Origin of the sequence: Nocardiopsis yanglingensis, from assembly GCF_045809185.1 — a bacterium.
Taxonomy (GTDB): Bacteria; Pseudomonadota; Gammaproteobacteria; order Xanthomonadales; family Xanthomonadaceae; genus Stenotrophomonas; species Stenotrophomonas yanglingensis.
This window is the reverse complement of sequence record NZ_JBJNRH010000018.1, coordinates 56,306-73,618: the sequence shown is the minus strand read 5'-3', so window position 1 is coordinate 73,618 and position 17,313 is coordinate 56,306. Positions and strand designations below refer to the sequence as shown.

The window sequence follows — 17,313 nt, the reverse complement described above, 5'->3', positions numbered from 1 at the left end:
ACGGCTTCTACAATCCAGCCCGGCTACACTCGGCGCTGGGCTACCACTCGCCTAACAACTACGCCCGGCAGCTCCGGGCTGCCGCCTGAAACGGCTTCATGGCGTCCGTTTTCAGGGGGCCAGATCACTTTTGCCGTTGCCGTTGAGGTTGCCGGCCAGCGGCCGGCACTACCGCGGGTGCAGGGCGCAGCCCTGCAAAGCCCCCCTTCCCCATACCCCGCCGAATGGGTATACAGTCGACCCATACCGGCACCGTGCCGGAATGAACCCTGGGAGGGGACCATGCGCAACACCTTCAAGACCCTGCTGCTGGCACTGCCGCTGTGCCTGGCCGCCCTGTCGGCGCAGGCCGCCGACGGCGCCGCCGGCCGCTGGAAGACCATTGACGACAAGACCGGCAAGGTGAAGTCGATCGTCGAGATCAGCCAGGCCGCCAACGGCACGCTGACCGGCAAGGTGGTCGACATCCTGCACTCGGACAAGGGCCCGAACCCGGTCTGCGACGGCTGTGAAGGCGCCAACAGGAACAAGCCTGTGAAGGGCATGACCATCCTCTGGAACCTGAAGGCCGACGGCGCCAACAAGTGGTCCGGCGGCACCATCCTCGACCCGGCCAACGGCAAGACCTACAAGTCGAAGATGGAACTGCAGCCCGGCGGCACCAAGCTGGACGTGTCCGGCTGCATCGCCTTCATCTGCCGCGCGCAGACCTGGCAGCGCGAATAAGCGCCCCCGTTCCCGCTTCATCCCCGTGACCCGGCCCCGGCCGGGTCACCTCGTTGCGGGCATGCGATAATCTGCGGTTCCCTCGGCTTCACCCCGCGACCATGACCCGTACCGCGCTCGTCACCACCGCCCTGCCCTACGCCAACGGCCCGCTGCATCTGGGCCACCTGGTCGGCTACATCCAGGCCGACATCTGGGTGCGTGCGCGGCGAATGAGCGGCGGCAAGGCCTGGTTCGTCTGCGCCGACGACACCCACGGCACGCCGATCATGCTGGCTGCGGAAAAGGCCGGGGTTACCCCGGAAACCTTCATCGCCAACATCCAGGCCAGCCACGAACGTGACTTCGCCGCCTTCGGCGTGGCCTTCGACCACTACGACTCGACCAACTCGGCGGCCAACAAGGCGCTGACCGAGCAGTTCTACCTGAAGCTGGAAGCGGCCGGCCACATCAGCCGCCGTTCTGTGGCGCAGTTCTACGACCCGGCCAAGGGCATGTTCCTGCCCGACCGCTACGTCAAGGGCATCTGCCCGAACTGCGGCAGCCCCGACCAGTACGGCGACAACTGCGAAGTCTGCGGTGCCACCTATGCACCGACCGACCTGAAGGAGCCGCGTTCGGTCATCTCCGGTGCCACGCCGGAAATGCGCGATTCGGAGCACTTCTTCTTCGAGGTGGGCCACTTCGATGCGTTCCTGCGCGAATGGTTGGCCGGCGATGTCGCCCTGCCGGGCGTGAAGGCCAAGCTGGGTGAGTGGCTCAATGCCGAAGGTGGCCTGCGCGCGTGGGACATCTCGCGCGATGCGCCGTACTTCGGCTTCCAGATTCCCGGCCAGCCGGGCAAGTACTTCTACGTCTGGCTGGATGCGCCGATCGGCTACCTGTCCAGCTTCCAGACCCTGTGCGGCAAGCTCGGCGAAGACTTCGAAGCGCACCTGCGTGCCGGCACCAGCACCGAGCTGCACCACTTCATCGGCAAGGACATCGTCAACTTCCACGGCCTGTTCTGGCCGGCGGTGCTGCACGGTACCGGCCACCGCGCGCCGACCCGCCTGCACGTCAACGGCTACCTGACCGTGGACGGCGCCAAGATGAGCAAGTCGCGTGGCACCTTCGTGATGGCCCGTACCTTCCTCGATGCCGGCCTGGAGCCGGAAGCGCTGCGCTATTACTACGCCGCCAAGTCCGGCGGCGGCGTCGACGATCTCGACCTGAACCTGGGTGATTTCATCGCCCGCGTGAACGCCGATCTGGTCGGCAAGTTCGTCAACCTGGCCAGCCGCTGCGCCGGCTTCATCAGCAAGCGCTTCGACGGCCTGCTGGCCGCACAGCTGCCCGATGCGGCGCAATACCAGCGCTTCGTCGATGGCCTGGCGCCCATCCGTGAAGCCTACGAGCGCAATGACCCGGCCGCGGCGATCCGCCTGACCATGACCCTGGCTGACGAAGCCAACCGCTACATCGACGACGTCAAGCCGTGGGTCATCGCCAAGCAGGAAGGTGCCGACGCACAGCTGCAGGCCGTATGCAGCCAGGGCCTGAACCTGTTCCGTGTGCTGGTCACCGCACTGAAGCCGGTGCTGCCGACCACCGCCGCGCAGGCCGAGGCCTTCCTGACCGCGCCGGTGAACGACTGGACCGACCTGGCGCAGCCGCTGCTGGGCCACCGCATCACCGACTACACCCCGCTGTTCACCCGTATCGACCCGAAGAAGATTGACGCCATGATCGACGCCTCCAAGGACACCCTGCAGCCGGCCGCCGCTGCCGCCCCCGCCGCCAAGACCGACGCCGCCAAACCGGCTGCACCGGCCCCGGCCAAGGACGACGCAAAGAGCGCCGATGTGCCGGCCTACATCGGCATCGACGATTTCGCCAAGCTCGACCTGCGCATCGGCAAGGTGCTGGTGTGCGAGTTCGTGGAAGGCTCGGACAAGCTGCTGCGCTTCGAGCTGGACGCCGGCGAACTGGGCAAGCGCCAGATCTTCTCCGGCATCCGTGGCAGCTACGGCGAGCCGGAAGCCCTGGTCGGCCGCAGCGTGGTGTTCATCGCCAACCTGGCCCCGCGCAAGATGCGCTTCGGCCTGAGCGAAGGCATGATCCTGTCGGCCGGTTTCGACGGCGGCGCGCTGGCGCTGCTGGACGCCGACAGCGGCGCACAGCCGGGCATGCCGGTCCGCTGATGCCCGCAGCGGGCGTGGCCTCGGCCGCGCCCGCCGGCAGCACCGGCTACCGGAGGCAACGCGATGGGAAGCAACGGAATGGAACTGGCGCTGTTCGACTTCGACCACACCGTGACCACCTGCGATACCTATGGCCGTTTCCTGCGCCGCGTGGCCACCGCCGAACAGCTGGCGCAGGCGTGGTGGAAGGTCGGCCCGTGGCTGGCTGCGTACAAGCTGAAACTGATCTCGGCCGAACGCATCCGCGCGCGCGTCACCCGCCTGACCTTCAGCGACCGCCACAGCGATGACATCGCCACGCTGGCGGCCGGTTTCTCGCGTGAGTTCCTGCCCGACGTGGTCCGCCCGGAAATGCTGAAGCAGATCCGCTGGCACAAGGAACAGCAGCACACCGTGGTGATCGTGTCCGGCTCGCTGGACCTGTACCTGCGGCCGTGGTGCGAGCAGCTGGGCCTGCAGTTGATCTGCAACCGGCTGGAAAGCCAGGACGGCCGCCTGACCGGTCGCTATGCCGGTGGCGACTGCGGTCCGCGCAAGGTCGAGCACATCCGCCGCCAGTTCGATCTGTCGCGCTACGTGCGCATCCATGCCTACGGTGACAGTTCCGAAGACAAGCCGATGCTGGCGCTGGCCCACGAGCGCTGGTTCCGTGGCAAACCCCTGAAGTAACCCAACGCGCAGCCTTCGCCACGCATGAGCCTGATCCCGCCCCTGACCGAACGCCTCGACCGCCTGTTGCCGCAGACCCAATGCGGGCAATGCGGCTACGACGGCTGCCGCCCGTACGCGCAGGCGATGGCGCGCGGCGAGGTGGGCGTGGACCGCTGCCCACCGGGTGGCGATGCCGGTGCACGGGCGCTGGCGCAGGTGTTGGGCATCCCGGCGATTCCGTTCGATCGTTCGCGCGGCGAGCACAAGGCGGCTCAGGTGGCATTGATCGTGGAAGCCGACTGCATCGGCTGCACCAAGTGCATCCAGGCCTGCCCGGTGGATGCCATCGTCGGCGGTGCCAAGTACATGCACACGGTCATTGCCGATCTGTGCACCGGCTGCGAGCTGTGCATTCCACCGTGTCCGGTGGATTGCATCGAGCTGGTGCGCCTGTAACAGGGGGGCAGATCCCTTTCCTTCGGAGAGGGATCTGACCCCGTTCAATGATTACGGCACCGCTGCCGTCACCACGATCTCGACCTTCCACTCGGCGTGGGCCAGCTTGGCTTCGAAGGTTGCACGGGCCGGGGTCGCGCCCTCGACCACCCACTCGTCCCACGCCTTGTTCATGCCGTCGAAGTCGGCGATGTCGGCCAGGAACACTTCCGCGCGCAGCACGTGCTGGCGGTCACTGGCGACCAGCGCCAGCAGCTTGTCGATCTCCGCCAGCACCTGCCGGGTCTGCCCGGTGATGTCCTGGCTGGTGTCTTCCGGAATCTGGCCGGAGAGATAGGCGACCTTGTTGTACACGGTCATCTCGGACATGCGCGGTCCGACGTCGTAACGCTCCATCATGGGCGTGGCTCCTGCGGGTGATCAGGTCCGCATTGTCCTCCAAACCGGTCAACGGTGGGTGCATGGGTGACCTTCGCGTAACCCCACTACCGGGCTACGACACACCCGCTGGTCAAATGACGGCGACAGGCGCACGATGCGCCACGCCCCGCGTTGACACTGCCCTCGCCACCCCTGACGCACCCTTGCGCCGATGACCCCAGACACCGACCCCGCCACCGCTTCCTCCACCCCGGCATGGAAGCGGGTCCTGACCATCGTCGTTCCCCTGCTGATCCTCTCGCTGGCCCTGCATGGCCTGGCCGGTGAGTTCGACGAGCACGGCTACCGTGCCATCCGCCAGGCGTTCCGCCAGCTCAACGGCATGCAGATCGCGCTCACCGTGGTGCTCGGCCTGGCCAGCTATGCCTGCCTCATCGGCTTCGACGCCATCGGTCTTCGCCGCAGCGGCATCCGCGTACATCCGGCACGCATCGGCATTACCGCATTCCTGGCGCATACGCTGGGCCAGACCGTGGGCTTTGCGGCATTGACCGGCGGTGCGGTGCGCCTGCGCGGCTACCGCAGCGCCGGCCTGGACCTGGCGCAGATCGGCCAGGTGGTGCTGATGAGCACGCTCGGCTTCGTATTCGGTGCATGGCTGTTGATCAGCGTGGCGCTGTGCATGGAACCTGCGGCGGCAGCGTTGGCATTGCCATTGAATCCCGATGCTGTGCGCGTCGTTGGCATCGTCGCCCTGCTCGCCTATCTCGGCACCGTGCTGCTGGTCGGCCGCGAGGGACGGCAGTTCAGCGTGTTCGGCCATGCGCTGTGGCTGCCCGACCGCCGCACCATGATCGGTGTCACCGTACTCAGCGTCATCGAGCTGGTGCTGGCCAGTGCCGCGTTCTACGTGCTGCTGCCGGACTCCACGCCCACCGGCCTGCCGGGCTTCGTCGGCCTCTACCTGGTGGCGGTGCTGGCCGGCCTGGTCTCGACCGTGCCGGCCGGCCTGGGCGTGTTCGAATGGAGCCTGCTGAAGCTGCTGCCACAGGTGGCACCGGCGGCGGTGCTGGCAGCGGCGTTGATCTACCGCGTCACCTACTACGTGCTGCCGCTGGTGCTGGCCACCCTGCTCGCCCTTGCACCCGCCCTGCGTCAGCCGCTGCAGGCCAGTGCCGGTGCAACCCGCGCAGGCTGGAACGCGCTGCGCCCGTGGTTGCCGCAGATCATCGCGCTGGCGGTGTTCAGCATCGGCGCGGCGCTGGTGATCGACGGCACGCTGCCGACACCGCGCCGTCACCTGGTCAATGCCTCGCTGCCGATCCTGGAAACCTCGCACCTGATCGGCAGCCTCAGCGGCGTTGCACTGCTGCTGATCGGCCAGGGCCTGGCCCGGCGCAGCCACGCGGCGTGGATGCTGGCGATGGCGGTGTGCGTGATCACCCCGCTGCCGCTGTGGCTGCGGGGTGGGCAACTGTTGATCGCCGTCTCGGCAGTGCTGGTGGCGATGGCACTGTGGGCCGCACGTCGCGAGTTCTATCGCCAGGGTGCGCTGCTGGACGAAGCCTGGTCGTGGCCGTGGCTGCGCAATCTCGGCCTGGTTCTGGTGGCGGTTACCTGGCTGCTGTTCTTCACCTACAGCCATGTCGAATACCAGAACGAGTTGTGGTGGCAGTTTGCGGTGTCGGGCAACGCACCGCGCGCGCTGCGTGCATTGCTGGTGGTAGCCATCGCGCTGGTGATGTTCGGCCTGGCGCGGTTGCTGCACAGCACGCGCAGCCCACTGCAGCCCGCCGACGAGGCCACGCTGCAGTCATTGGCACCGGTGCTGGCCGGCGCTACCGATACCCAGGCCTGCCTGGTGCTGACTGCCGACAAGGCGGTGCTGCGCGACGAAGCCAAGCTGGGCTTCGTGATGATGCAGCGCTATGGCGGCTCGCTGATCGCAATGGGCGATCCGGTCGGTCCGCCGGACGTCGCCCGTGCACTGATCTGGCGCTTCCGCGAAGAAGCCGACCGGCTTGGCCTGCGTCCGGTCTTCTACCAGGTCGGCGAGACGTATTGGCAGACCTATCTCGACCTCGGCCTGGGGCTGGTCAAGCTGGGCGAAGAAGCAATGGTGCCGCTGCACGACTTCGGCCTGGAAGGCCGCGAACGTGCTGACCTGCGCCAGGCCTGGAACCGCGGCAAGCGCAGCGGCCTGTCCTTCCGCGTGGCACCGGTAGAAGAGATTCCCAGCCTGCTGCCGCGCCTGCACGCGATTTCCAACGCCTGGCTGGAAGACAAATCCGGCGACGAAAAGGGCTTCTCGCTGGGCAGCTACGACCCGGACTACCTGGTGCGCTTCCCGGTGGCGCTGGTCGAGGCCGAAGGCCAGATCGTGGCGTTTGCCAACCTGTGGCAGGCACCGGCCGGTGCCGAGCTGTCGGTGGACCTGATGCGCCACGTCAACGAGGCGCCGAAGGGCACGATGGACTTCCTCTTCATCGAGCTGTTCCTGTGGGGCCGCGCGCAGGGCTATGCACGGTTCTCGCTGGGCATGGCACCGCTATCCGGGCTGGCCCAGCATCGCCTGGCCGGTCGCTGGAACCGGCTGGCCGGCCTGCTGGCGCGGCATGGCGAACGCTTCTATGGCTTCAGTGGTCTGCGCCGCTTCAAGTCGAAGTTTGACCCGCAGTGGCGGCCACGCTATCTGGCTGCGCCGGGCGGCATGCACCTGCCGGCCGCACTGCTGGACGCGACGCGGTTGATTTCGTTGGACCCGCGGCGGAACTGACGCCCACGATCCGCCGGGCATGGCCCGGCGCTACCGGCTCGCTCTGGTGGGTGCGAACCGTTGGTTCGCACGCCCTCCGCTTTACGCGCCGCCCTTGAGGATCACTTCGGCCAGGCGGTCGTAATCACCATTGAAGTGATGGTCGCCCGGCAGCTTCACCTTCTGCACGCCGTCGTTGGCCGGCAGATCCGGGCACAGCGCGTCGTCATCCTTGTCGCCATACACGCAGAGGGTCTTCGCCGCCGGCAACTTCGCCACTTCCGGCGCGATCGGCAGGCCGTCGCCGCCGCCACCCAGCCAGTTGCTGACATGGAATTCGAAGTCAGCCTTCTTGCCTACCGACAGCAGCACGATACGGTCCAGCGCTGCGCGGGTATCGGCATCGAGCTGGTTGATGGTGGCCGGCAGCACGTCGGCGCCCTGCGAGAAACCGATCAGCATCACCTTGTCGCGGTGCCACTGCTGGCGGTAGTGGTCGATGATCTTCTGCAGGTCACCGGCAAAGCCCTTCGGTGTGCGCTCGCTCCAGAAGTAGCGCAGCGAATCAATGCCGACCACCGCCACGCCGTGTTCGTTGAGCGACGACGCCACGTCCTTGTCCAGGCCGGCCCAGCCACCGTCGCCGGAAACGAACACGGCCAGCGTGTCGCCGTTGCCGGCGGCTGGCACTTCCACCACCGGCAGGCCCTTCAGCGCGGCCGGCGGCGGTGCCAGGCTGACGCCGGCCTGCGCGCCGATTACCCGCGCTGCGGCCACCAGGCCCGGCGAGGCATCGCCGCGCGCGGTGCGTTTGAACTCACGCGCCATCGCCACCTGCTGCACGAACTGGCTGGCCTCCCCCACCTTGCAGCCGTGGTCACCGGACGCACTCAACCACGGAAAGTTCAGCTCGGCAGGCTGCAGTTTGTTGTGCTTCACACCATCGCCGCAGACCATGCGCTGGTGGTTGTGGTCCGGGCAGAAGCCGGTGGTCAGCACGCCGGCGAACACCTGGGTATCGGCCTGCGCTGCGAGCGAATAGGCCATCTCGGCACCTTCACCATCACCGCCGACCAGCGGCAGGTGGTAACCGGGCAGATGCAGCGACGCCTGCAACCAGCGCGAGAAGTTCTCGACGTCACCGGAGCCGAACGAACAGGTCGGGTCACCCTCGCGCTTGAGCACCCCGCGCAGGTGCGCGATGTCCACGGCGGCAACCATGGCGCCGTCGGCACGCAAGGCCTCGATCGGCAGGCGGCTGGTGTCACCACCGGCGGTGGGCTCATGGAACCAGATCACCACCCGCTGCGGCGTGCCGGCCGGCATGTGCACCGGAATCTGCTCGAACCGTCCGTGGCTGAACTGCTGCACGCTGGCCGCCGCCATTGCCGGCAGCGCCGCCAGCGCCAGAACCACACCCATTGCCCTGCCCAGCCCTGCACGCTTCATATCGCATCCCCGATGGAATGCGCACACGATACGCCGCCGCCACGTGCACGGCACGTACCGGTGCAGGCCGTTGGGGATTCAGTGGGCCGTGGTACGCCGACTGCGCCGGTGCAGTGCCAGCGCCAGGTACAGCAGCCAGCCCACGATCACGACGATCACGGCCTTCTGGCCCAGCCCGCGGGGCGGACCGGCGCGCCACAGCACATGCAGCCACAACAGCACGAACGCCAGCCAGGCCCAGCCCCAGAGCAGGCCGGCGGCGGACTGCCAGCCCGGTTCGCGGCGCAGATACCAGGCCTGCAGCAGCATGCCGACACTGGCGCAGAGGAACGCGGTGTTGGCCGCCAGCCCATGGATGAACGGTGCCAGCAGCGGGGTTGCTTCCGGCAGCCAGCTGTCACCAATGGCGACCGTTGCCAGCCCCAGCGCAGAGACGGTGAACAACAGCGGCGCGGCCGCACTGCGCCGCGGACCGATGCTGCCGCGATACAGCGCAATGCCAAGCACCGCGATGGCCAGCGCCAGCAGGCAGTACGCAGCGCGCAGCGCCAGCCCCCACGGCCCGTGCAGGTAAAGGCTGAGCGTGGCCCGCACCCAGTCCAGATCGGTACGTGCGAACTGGGTCCACAGCGCGGTGGCCACGAACAGCAGCAACGCCACCAGCGCCAGCGCCGCCGCCGGGCGCGTGCGGCTCATGGTGCGGCCTCAGGATGCCGCGCCTTCCACTCGGCCAGCGCCTTGCGATAGCGCTGCAGTTCGTCGGCATACAGGTCAAGCACGCACAAGGGGCAGCCACTGCCGCAGCATTCGTTGGGACCGGGCTCTTCCGGCGGCAGCGGACGGGGATCGGGATCAGGGACGGACACGGTTGGAGGCGACGGACGATGGAAGCAGGCCACCAGTGTACCGGTCTGGCTCAGCGACCCAGCTGGCGGCGCAGGTTGTCGCGCGCGGCGGCGTCCAGACGCTGATGGAAGAAGTCGCTGAGGAAGATCCGTGGCGCACGCAGCAGGCCCTGCAGGAATCGACGCCGGCCGGCACGGTACAGGAAGCCCGGCACCACGCCCTTGTACTCCTCGGCCACGCCGCGGTCATAGGCGGCGAACACCGGCTCCGGCGCGGCCAGGATCGCCATGTCGCAGTCCAGGAACAACGCGGCCTCGGCATCGACATCGTCCGGGCCGAGCTCGCCATGCCGGGCGGTCAGCAGGATCAGCTGCTCCACCCGGGCCGCATCGACTGCGGCGAGTTCCGGCGCCTGTGCAATCGCCTGCAGGGCGAGCGCTGCCGAACGCGCCTCGTTGTCCTTTCGCCCCGCCACGTAGATCGCATCGTGGTAGAGCGCGGCCAGATAGACCTCGGCCGGTTGCTGCCAACCCGGGCCGTCGGCCACTTCCTTGCAGTGCCGCAGCACCGCGCGCACATGGCCGAAGTGGTGGTAGGCGCGTGACGGTGTGGCATAGGCATCCTGCAGCGTCTGCCACTGCGCCGGTGCAAGCGGGATCGGGGCGAAGTCCATGCTGGGATCATCCTGCCAGCGGCTGCGCCGGGCAAGCTGGACAATTTTTCACCAGTCACTCACATCGCTTGCGGGACAACGCTACGATGCGGTTGTCCACAGCTTTGTCGAGCGCTGGTCCACACCGCGTGTGGATGAACCAGCACCCGACCGGCGGTAGATGCGGGGCTCCTGGAGCGGGTCTACACTGCCGTCAGGCGGGAGCACCCGCCGTCGCCGGGAACCGCCATGCGCCGTCTTGCCGCTTGCTTCCTTGCCCCGTTGCTGGCGGTCGCCGGCACGCCCTTCACCCAGGCCCAGGAGCCTCCACCACCGGCCGCCTACGTGGCGCCCGCCACGCCGCCCAGCGTGGCCAACGTACCAACACCGGAACAGGTACTGGCCATTCCACCGCAACTGCGGGAGATGCTGCAGAGGCAGGTGATCGCCCGCCACAACGCGCGCGAACAGCGTCTGCAGGCCTTGGTCGAGATGATCTTCGGTGCGCAGGCACTGGACCTGCAGTACGACCCCAATGCGACCTACACCGTGTCTGAGATCTGGCAGAACCGGCGCGCCAACTGCCTGGCCTTCACCCTGCTGTTCGTGACCCTGGCACGCGAGGCACGCATCCAGGCGCGCGTGCAGGAAGTGGACCGGGTGGTGTCCTGGTACCAGGACCAGAACCAGGGCGTGGTCTACAGCGTGGGACACGTCAATGTGGGCGTGCTGGTAGAGGGGCGCAACGGCACCGTCGATCTGGACCGCAATATCCTGTACGACCGCCGGGGGCCGCACCCGATCAGCAGTGAGCGGGCGCTTGCGCACTTCTACAACAACCGCGGTGCCGAACGCATGGCCGTTGGCGACCTGGTGGGTGCGCGTGCGTTCTTCGATGCAGCACTGGCCCAGGATGCGGATTTTTCGGCAACGTGGAACAACCTGGGCGTGCTCGACAGCCGCCAGGGCAATCTGGCCGGCGCGCGTGCATCGCTGGAAAAGGCGCTGCGCGTGGACGGCCGACAGGACGCGGCGCTGACCAATGCCAGCGTGCTGTACCGCCGGCTGGGCCTGCCCGCCCAGGCGCTGGTACTGGAGCAGCGCCTGCAATCGGTACAGCGGGCGGATCCCTTCGTGCAGTACATGCAGGGGGCGGCGGCCGAGCGCCGTGGCGATCTGGCCACGGCCATCCGCTACTACCGGCGCGCAGTGCAGCTGTATGACAACGCGCACCAGTTCCATTTCGGGCTGGCGCGCGCGTACTTCCTCAGTGGCCAGGTGGCCCGTGCCGACCGCGAACTGCTGCGCGCGCGGTCGCTGGGCGGAACCACCGAACAGGCGCGTTACCAGGCCAAGCTGGACAGCCTTGCGCGTCTCCGCACCCAGCAGCAGGCCCGACGCTGAGGCCGATCAGGCCTTCTTGAGGAAGCAGGTCTTCAGCACCAGGCCCTTGATCTTGTCCGAGTTGCCTTCGATGTGCTCGGCATCATCCTCGACCAGGCGGATGTTGCGGATCACGGTGCCCTGCTTGAGCGGGATCGAGGAACCCTTCACCTTCAGATCCTTGATCACGGTGACGGTGTCGCCGGTCTGCAGGGTATTGCCGTTGCTGTCACGCACGACCAGGGTGGAACCGGCGCTTTCCTCGGCGGTCCATTCGAAACCGCAGTCGGCGCAGATCCACAGCGCGCCATCGGCATAGGTGTTTTCCAGGGTGCACTGCGGGCAGGCGGGAACAGAAGACATCGGCAAGTACCTCAAAATGAATCAACAGCGGCCATTGTAACCGCCCGGCCCTTTTCCCCTTTTTCCGGGCGGGTGCCCGGCCACCTCCTTGTCTCGTTCCACACCGGCAAGCGGCGGGAACTTGCAGTCGGCGGCGAACTGCAGCAGAGTGCGCGGCCCCTGATCGCCCCCGGAACTCCCCATGCGCCTCGGCATCGACTTCGGTACCAGCAACTCCGCCGCCGCCATCGTGCATGAGGGGAAACTGCTGCCGATCCGCTTCGGCGATGCCGAGCAGTTCCGCACCAGCGTGTATTTCCCCGGCGTGGTGCCCGATCCGGACGACTTCCAGCTCGATGACGGCCAGGAACACCAGCTGCAGCAGATGATCGACAGCGCCGCGCGCGCGGCCCGTGCCGCCGGCCAGGAACGCACGCCGCAGGCGCTGCGCCGCGAAGCCCTGCGCGCACTGCGCCGGGAATGGATGGAAGCCCGCGCCGGCAAGGAGCGCAGCGCCAGCGACCTGCTGCAGAACGCGGTCTACGGCGACGACGCGCTGGAAGCCTATTTCGAGGAACACGAAGGCAACCTGGTGCAGAGCCCGAAGTCGATGCTGGGCTACAACCTGCACCCGCGTGCGAAGCAGACCATCACCGGCATCGCCGCGCACATCCTCGAGCACATCCGCCTGACCGCCAGCGCGCAGCTCGGCCAGCCGCTGCGCGCCGCCCTGCTCGGCCGCCCGGTGCAGTTCCGCAGCTCGATCGGTGCGGCCGGCAACGACCAGGCGCTGGACATCCTGCGCGAAGCGGCCACCCAGGCCGGCTTCGACCAGATCGATTTCCTCGAGGAACCGGCCGCGGCGGCCATGCATTACCACGCTGAAAGCCGCGAACGTCACCAGGCGGTGATCGTCGACATCGGCGGCGGTACCACCGACATCGCCCACGCCGAGGTCGGTGGCGATGCTGCGCCACGCATCCACCGCGCGTGGGGTATCGCCCGCGGCGGCACCGACATCGACCTGGCCCTGAGCCTGTCCAGCTACATGCCGCTGTTCGGCCGCGGCATCACCCGCGTGCCCGCCCACCACTATGTGGAAGCGGCCACCGTGCAGGACATGACCCGCCAGCGCGACTTCCGCCAGCACAAATACGACCATGTCGACGAACCGTGGGGCGCGCGCCTGCAGGCCCTGCAGGACACCGGCAACACCGCCCGCCTGTACCGCGATGTCGAGCGTGCCAAGATCGCCCTCAGCGCCGCCAGCGAGCACCGCAGCACGCTGGACTACATCGCCCGCGACCTGCATGCCGACAGCAGCGCCGACGGCCTGGCCGCCGCCGCCCACGGCTACCTGGAGCAGATCCGTGAACTGCTGGCGCAGGTCCGCAGCGACATCGGCGGCGACCCGGACGCGGTGTTCCTGACCGGCGGCATGTCCCGCGCCGGTTACCTGCGCCAGGCCGTGGCGCAGGCCTTCCCGGGGGCCCGAATGGTCCACGGCGAGCCCTCGCTGGGCGTGGTCCAGGGCCTGGCATTGGCGGCAGCCAGCCAGGATTAACAAAACGTTACGCGGTCTAAGTTACTCTTGGTCGGCTAGAACCCCGCTGCACCTTCCACCGGCCACGCCGGTGTGTGTCCACGGTGCAGCCTGGCCCGCCCTGCGGGCCTAGCGGCCATGCCTTCCTGGCTCGTTCATGGTCCGCGCAGCACCTGAGCCGCCATCGAGACCCGCTTTGGGCACCCGCCAGGCCCCTGTGGCCTTACAACCTGACGCAGCACCTGCACCCATCGACTGCCGCCGTTGTGACGCGGTCTGTTGCCGGTTGCCCGTGCTGCTGCAGCCCGGCGACCACGTGCCTGGCCAGTTCCTGTCACGCGACACCCACGGCCGTGCCGTGATGGCGCGCAACGAGGAAGGCTGGTGCGCGGCGATCGATCCCTATCACCTGCGCTGCACGATCTATTCGCAGCGCCCGGCGATCTGCCGCCAGTTTTCGATGGGCGGCGATGACTGCCGCCGCGAGCGGCAGGACTACCTGCGCCAGGCCGATGCCTGGGCGCTTTCCTCCCCTTCCACCTGACAGGAGCAACCATGCCCCGCAAGGCAAAGACCCCCGCGAAGGCCAGCAACAGCATCCGCAGCGAACGCAAGGGCGCGGCCGCCAGCACCGTGGTCAGCAGCGATTCGATCGCTTCGGACCTGGCAGCGTTCCGCAAGGCCGGTGGCAAGATCGAAGTCCTCGGCACCACCTGGGCGCTGAAGAAAGCCAGCTGACCCAGCACCGACCGCGGCGGCGCTGCCGCCGCGGCCTGCCGGACCGTGCTCAGCGGTCCAGGCGTACCCGCACACTGCCCGAATGCGACTGGATGCGGATGTCACCGTCGCCGCCGCCCAGACGCGTATCGAGGTGGCTGCCCGGCCCATAGCGCGGCCGCTCTACCTGCCCGGCATCGCTGTTGATCGAGCCGCTGAAGCTGTTCACCGACAGCTGCGCCGACACCGCGCGCGGCAGGCTCAGCGTGACCGAGGCACTGACCGATTCGACGTTGATACGGCCACCGGGTGCCAATCCGGCTGCTGCCAGGTCGATGCTGCCCGAGACGGTTTCCACTGCCAGCCGCTGTACGCGGCCAGCGTCGACCTCGACCCGGCCCGACACCGTCTGCGCACCGATATCACCGGACACGCCGCCGCCGGCCTCAATCCGGCCACTGACCGTGTTCACATCCAACTTCGGCGTCTGCAGGCGCGCGCTCACGCTGCCGCTGACCGTGTTGAGCTTGCTGTCGCCACTGCGGCCCGCCGCGCTCAGGCTGCCGCTGACCGTGTCGGCCTGCAGCCGTCGCACGTCGATGCCACTGATATCCTGGCTGGCGCTGACCGTGCTCAGCAGCAGCTCCACCGAGCGCGGCACGTTCAGCACCAGCGTCGCGCCGCCGTTGTTGTTGCGGCGCGGGTATTCGATCTCCCAGCGCACACGGTTGGCGCTCTTCTCCTGGCGCAGCTGCAGGCCGTCGCTGAGCGTGCCGGTGAGCTGCACGTCATTGCGGTCCCAGCCACGCACGGTCACCTTGCCAGCAACGTTGCTCAGCTCGATGCGACCACCCGCGGCCAGGGTGTGGCGCTCGTCGATGCGGGTGTCGGCCAGCGCCACGGCAGGGGCCAGCAGCAGCGCGACACAGCAGGAAATCAGGGTTCGGGTCATGGGGGGTCTCCTCAGGTCGTCAAGCCGGACTCAGCGGCATAGGCCGCCTGCCGGGTCAGTTCCAGCCGCAGCGCGTAGGTGCGCTTGAGCTGGCCAAGCAGGTGCGGCGCACGCGGGTCCTGCGCCAAGGCGGCACGGATCTGCGCTGCGCTTTCATCCAGTTCATGCAGGGCCGGCTGCCATTCCGGCGCCCGTCCATCGGGCAGCGAAGCGACGGCCTGCTGGTACTGCTCGGTCATCACCGCCGCCTGCAGCTGCAGCGCTGAAGGTACCGGCACCTCCGGCTGCGCATGGCGCCACGGCGCAACGGCGTAGACCGCCAGGCTGGCCGCCAATGCCGCACCGACCGGTAGCCACCAGCGGCGCCGCGAACGCGCAGGCAGGGCCACCACGTTGTCCGTTGGGGCAGGTGCTGCCTGCGGTCCACGCGGCGGCAGCTGGACCGACAGGCGTGCCCAGCCATCGGTGGGCAGGCTGCGTTCGGGTGGCAGTGCGCGCAGTCGGGCTGCCAGATCGTGGTCGGAATCGTGGTCGTGTGTACTCATGTCATGTCTCCCAGCCGTGCGCGCAACAGGCCTCGCGCACGATGCAACTGTGCCTTGGAACTGCCGACAGCCATCTGCAGTTGTTCGGCGATTTCCTGGTGTTTCCAGCCTTCGATGTCGTGCAGCACCAGTACCGCACGCGCCCGTGGTGGCAGCGTCGACAGCGCCCGTTCGAGGTCGCGTTCAGTGCCGGCGCAACGATCGTGCACTGCCAGCTCCTGCAACCCTCCGTCCACTTCGTCGAGGCTGTCGTGATCCTGCCCGGCAGCCCGGCCGCGCAGTTCCATCAGCGCAGCGTTGACCCCCAGGCGATGCAGCCAGGTGGACAGACTGCTTTCAAAGCGGAACCCCGGCAGCGCTTTCCAGGCCTGCAGGAAGGCCTCCTGCAGCGCATCCTCGGCACGTGCCTGCTGGCCGCCACACAAGCGCCACAACACGGCGAACACGCGCGGCGCATGGCGCCGGTACAGCAGTTCATAGGCCGCGGTATCGCCGGCGGCGGCCGCCCGCACCAGGGCGGGTTCGTCGACGGCTTCGTTGGCGGCAGGCGGCGCGGGCATGGTGGTGTCGAGCATATCGCTTGGATGCGGCAACCCGGGAAAAGGTTTAGAGCCGATCGATGATCGATGCCATGCAACCTTTTGGATGGCTCCTGCATCCATGGATAGTCCTTCGAGAAAATGCCGTCCGGGAGTTCTGCCATGTCCAGTCCAACCTGTGCCGCCCTGCTGGTGATCGCCGCCTGCGTCGTGCTGCAGACCCTGGGCCTGTCGCTGCAGCTGCGCCCCGACAACGGACGCGCCTGCCTGCAGCAGCATCACCAGGAGCTGGTGTGCCTGGCCTGGGCTCCGGCGGTCGAATCCGCGGCACGCGCCGGGTAACATCGAAGGTCGCTATTGCCACCGTTGTCGCCCCCATGATGTTGTCGCTGAAGGATCACCTGCCGGCCTGGAGCCACCCGTGGCTGAACTACGCAGGCGTCGCCCTGCAGATCGTGCTGGTGCTGCTGGTTGCCTGGCTGTTGCGGGTACTCGCCCGTCGCCTGATCCGGCGCTTCGCCGAGCACTACACGCTGCCGCCTGAAATGGTGATGGGCGCGCGCCGGATCACCAGCTTCGTGGTCTATTTCAGCGCCCTGCTGTGCATCCTCAGCCTGCTCGGCGCGAAGCCGTCGGTGCTGTGGACCGCCTTCACCGGCTTCGCGGCCGTGGGCGCGGTCGCGTTCTTCGCCGCCTGGAGCGTGCTGTCCAACATCTTCTGCACGCTGCTGATCTTCACCACCCGCCCATTCCGCCTGCACGACTACATCGAAGTGCTGGAGAACGGTGAGAAGCCGGGCCTGAAGGGCCGGGTGATCGACGTGAACCTGATCTACACCACGCTGCAGGAAACCGGCGACGGCCACGAAGGCACGGTGCTGCAGCTGCCGAACAACCTGTTCTTCCAGCGCACGGTGCGCCGCTGGCGCGACCCGGCGCAGGCCCCCGGCGGCATCCAGGGCGACGGCTGAGGGTGGTTTTCGGCAGGGCTGCGCCCTGCACCTGCCGAAGCAACGTCAACTTCAACGTCAAAAACGGGCATTCCGTGGGATGGCGGGGTGGGTCCGGTTGAGGGGGGCGCCGTAAATACGTCCATGTAGGCTCGGTCGCCGCATCCATGCGGCTCACGCCCCCGCAACCGGCCCCACCCCGCCTTCGACAGATGGCCGCGCTCGGCCGGAACGATGCATTGC

The 17,313-nt window shown here is 67.8% G+C and carries 20 protein-coding genes; 11 read left to right on the top strand and 9 right to left on the bottom strand.

Features of this window, described 5'->3' with window-relative positions:
- Positions 1-282: 282 nt before the first annotated feature.
- From ACJ7C5_RS18915 to rnfB, 4 genes are all read left to right on the top strand, one after another.
- The gene (locus tag ACJ7C5_RS18915; protein ID WP_088026723.1) at positions 283-726 is read left to right on the top strand and encodes a DUF2147 domain-containing protein; all 444 of its coding nucleotides are present in this window, start codon (positions 283-285) and stop codon (positions 724-726) included.
- 101 nt (positions 727-827) lie between these two features.
- Positions 828-2,909, top strand: coding sequence for a methionine--tRNA ligase (gene metG / locus ACJ7C5_RS18910; protein WP_412704771.1), 2,082 nt, complete (start codon positions 828-830; stop codon positions 2,907-2,909).
- 63 nt (positions 2,910-2,972) lie between these two features.
- Positions 2,973-3,578 (top strand): HAD family hydrolase, encoded by a 606-nt coding sequence (locus ACJ7C5_RS18905; RefSeq protein ID WP_412704770.1) that lies wholly within the window; start codon positions 2,973-2,975, stop codon positions 3,576-3,578.
- Positions 3,579-3,602: 24 nt separating this feature from the next.
- A complete protein-coding gene (rnfB, locus tag ACJ7C5_RS18900) occupies positions 3,603-4,016 on the top strand; it encodes an Rnf electron transport complex subunit RnfB (protein ID WP_093999774.1) in 414 nt (137 codons plus the stop codon).
- 51 nt (positions 4,017-4,067) lie between these two features.
- Here rnfB and ACJ7C5_RS18895 read toward each other — a convergent pair whose 3' ends face one another.
- Positions 4,068-4,415: a RidA family protein gene (locus tag ACJ7C5_RS18895; protein WP_005418155.1), complete on the bottom strand. Its 348-nt coding sequence runs from the start codon at positions 4,413-4,415 to the stop codon at positions 4,068-4,070.
- A 193-nt stretch (positions 4,416-4,608) separates the two neighbouring features.
- Between ACJ7C5_RS18895 and mprF the strand changes: the two genes are divergently transcribed.
- Positions 4,609-7,173: a bifunctional lysylphosphatidylglycerol flippase/synthetase MprF gene (gene mprF, locus ACJ7C5_RS18890; protein ID WP_412704769.1), complete on the top strand. Its 2,565-nt coding sequence runs from the start codon at positions 4,609-4,611 to the stop codon at positions 7,171-7,173.
- An 81-nt stretch (positions 7,174-7,254) separates the two neighbouring features.
- Here mprF and ACJ7C5_RS18885 read toward each other — a convergent pair whose 3' ends face one another.
- The 4 genes from ACJ7C5_RS18885 to ACJ7C5_RS18870 all read right to left on the bottom strand — a co-directional run bounded on the left by ACJ7C5_RS18885 (position 7,255) and on the right by ACJ7C5_RS18870 (position 10,120).
- Positions 7,255-8,574: a virulence factor family protein gene (locus tag ACJ7C5_RS18885; protein WP_093999772.1), complete on the bottom strand. Its 1,320-nt coding sequence runs from the start codon at positions 8,572-8,574 to the stop codon at positions 7,255-7,257.
- A 105-nt stretch (positions 8,575-8,679) separates the two neighbouring features.
- Positions 8,680-9,297, bottom strand: coding sequence for a DUF998 domain-containing protein (locus ACJ7C5_RS18880; RefSeq protein ID WP_093999771.1), 618 nt, complete (start codon positions 9,295-9,297; stop codon positions 8,680-8,682).
- Positions 9,294-9,467, bottom strand: a complete 174-nt coding sequence (locus ACJ7C5_RS18875) for an oxidoreductase-like domain-containing protein (RefSeq protein ID WP_088026730.1) — start codon at positions 9,465-9,467, stop codon at positions 9,294-9,296. Before ACJ7C5_RS18875 ends, ACJ7C5_RS18880 begins: the two co-directional genes overlap by 4 nt.
- Before the next feature lie 50 nt (positions 9,468-9,517).
- Positions 9,518-10,120, bottom strand: coding sequence for an HD domain-containing protein (locus ACJ7C5_RS18870; protein WP_412704768.1), 603 nt, complete (start codon positions 10,118-10,120; stop codon positions 9,518-9,520).
- A 228-nt stretch (positions 10,121-10,348) separates the two neighbouring features.
- Here ACJ7C5_RS18870 and ACJ7C5_RS18865 point away from each other — a divergent pair, with 228 nt between their 5' ends.
- On the top strand, positions 10,349-11,503 hold the full coding sequence (locus tag ACJ7C5_RS18865; RefSeq protein ID WP_412704767.1) for a transglutaminase domain-containing protein: 1,155 nt from the start codon (positions 10,349-10,351) through the stop codon (positions 11,501-11,503).
- Positions 11,504-11,509: 6 nt separating this feature from the next.
- Here the strand turns inward: ACJ7C5_RS18865 and ACJ7C5_RS18860 are convergent, their stop codons facing one another.
- Positions 11,510-11,845, bottom strand: coding sequence for a zinc ribbon domain-containing protein YjdM (locus tag ACJ7C5_RS18860; protein WP_088026733.1), 336 nt, complete (start codon positions 11,843-11,845; stop codon positions 11,510-11,512).
- Between the two features lie 181 nt (positions 11,846-12,026).
- Here ACJ7C5_RS18860 and ACJ7C5_RS18855 point away from each other — a divergent pair, with 181 nt between their 5' ends.
- The 3 genes from ACJ7C5_RS18855 to ACJ7C5_RS18845 all read left to right on the top strand — a co-directional run bounded on the left by ACJ7C5_RS18855 (position 12,027) and on the right by ACJ7C5_RS18845 (position 14,105).
- A complete protein-coding gene (locus ACJ7C5_RS18855) occupies positions 12,027-13,388 on the top strand; it encodes an Hsp70 family protein (RefSeq protein WP_093999769.1) in 1,362 nt (453 codons plus the stop codon).
- 136 nt (positions 13,389-13,524) lie between these two features.
- Entirely contained in the window at positions 13,525-13,911 is a 387-nt protein-coding gene (locus tag ACJ7C5_RS18850; RefSeq protein WP_012480951.1) for a YkgJ family cysteine cluster protein, read from the top strand.
- 11 nt (positions 13,912-13,922) lie between these two features.
- Positions 13,923-14,105 carry a hypothetical protein gene (locus tag ACJ7C5_RS18845; RefSeq protein ID WP_005410566.1) on the top strand — a complete coding sequence of 61 codons (183 nt, stop codon included), beginning with the start codon at positions 13,923-13,925 and terminating at the stop codon, positions 14,103-14,105.
- A 49-nt stretch (positions 14,106-14,154) separates the two neighbouring features.
- Here the strand turns inward: ACJ7C5_RS18845 and ACJ7C5_RS18840 are convergent, their stop codons facing one another.
- From ACJ7C5_RS18840 to ACJ7C5_RS18830, 3 genes are read right to left on the bottom strand one after another with little or no spacing between them, the layout of a single operon-like run.
- Entirely contained in the window at positions 14,155-15,036 is an 882-nt protein-coding gene (locus ACJ7C5_RS18840) for a DUF4097 family beta strand repeat-containing protein (protein WP_088026735.1), read from the bottom strand.
- An 11-nt stretch (positions 15,037-15,047) separates the two neighbouring features.
- On the bottom strand, positions 15,048-15,581 hold the full coding sequence (locus tag ACJ7C5_RS18835; RefSeq protein WP_412704766.1) for a hypothetical protein: 534 nt from the start codon (positions 15,579-15,581) through the stop codon (positions 15,048-15,050).
- Positions 15,578-16,141, bottom strand: a complete 564-nt coding sequence (locus tag ACJ7C5_RS18830; RefSeq protein WP_412704765.1) for an RNA polymerase sigma factor — start codon at positions 16,139-16,141, stop codon at positions 15,578-15,580. Before ACJ7C5_RS18830 ends, ACJ7C5_RS18835 begins: the two co-directional genes overlap by 4 nt.
- Before the next feature lie 141 nt (positions 16,142-16,282).
- Between ACJ7C5_RS18830 and ACJ7C5_RS18825 the strand changes: the two genes are divergently transcribed.
- Together ACJ7C5_RS18825 and ACJ7C5_RS18820 are read left to right on the top strand one after the other, a co-directional pair.
- Positions 16,283-16,462 (top strand): hypothetical protein, encoded by a 180-nt coding sequence (locus ACJ7C5_RS18825; RefSeq protein ID WP_412704764.1) that lies wholly within the window; start codon positions 16,283-16,285, stop codon positions 16,460-16,462.
- A 35-nt stretch (positions 16,463-16,497) separates the two neighbouring features.
- Positions 16,498-17,091, top strand: a complete 594-nt coding sequence (locus ACJ7C5_RS18820; protein ID WP_088026739.1) for a mechanosensitive ion channel family protein — start codon at positions 16,498-16,500, stop codon at positions 17,089-17,091.
- Positions 17,092-17,313: the final 222 nt, after the last annotated feature.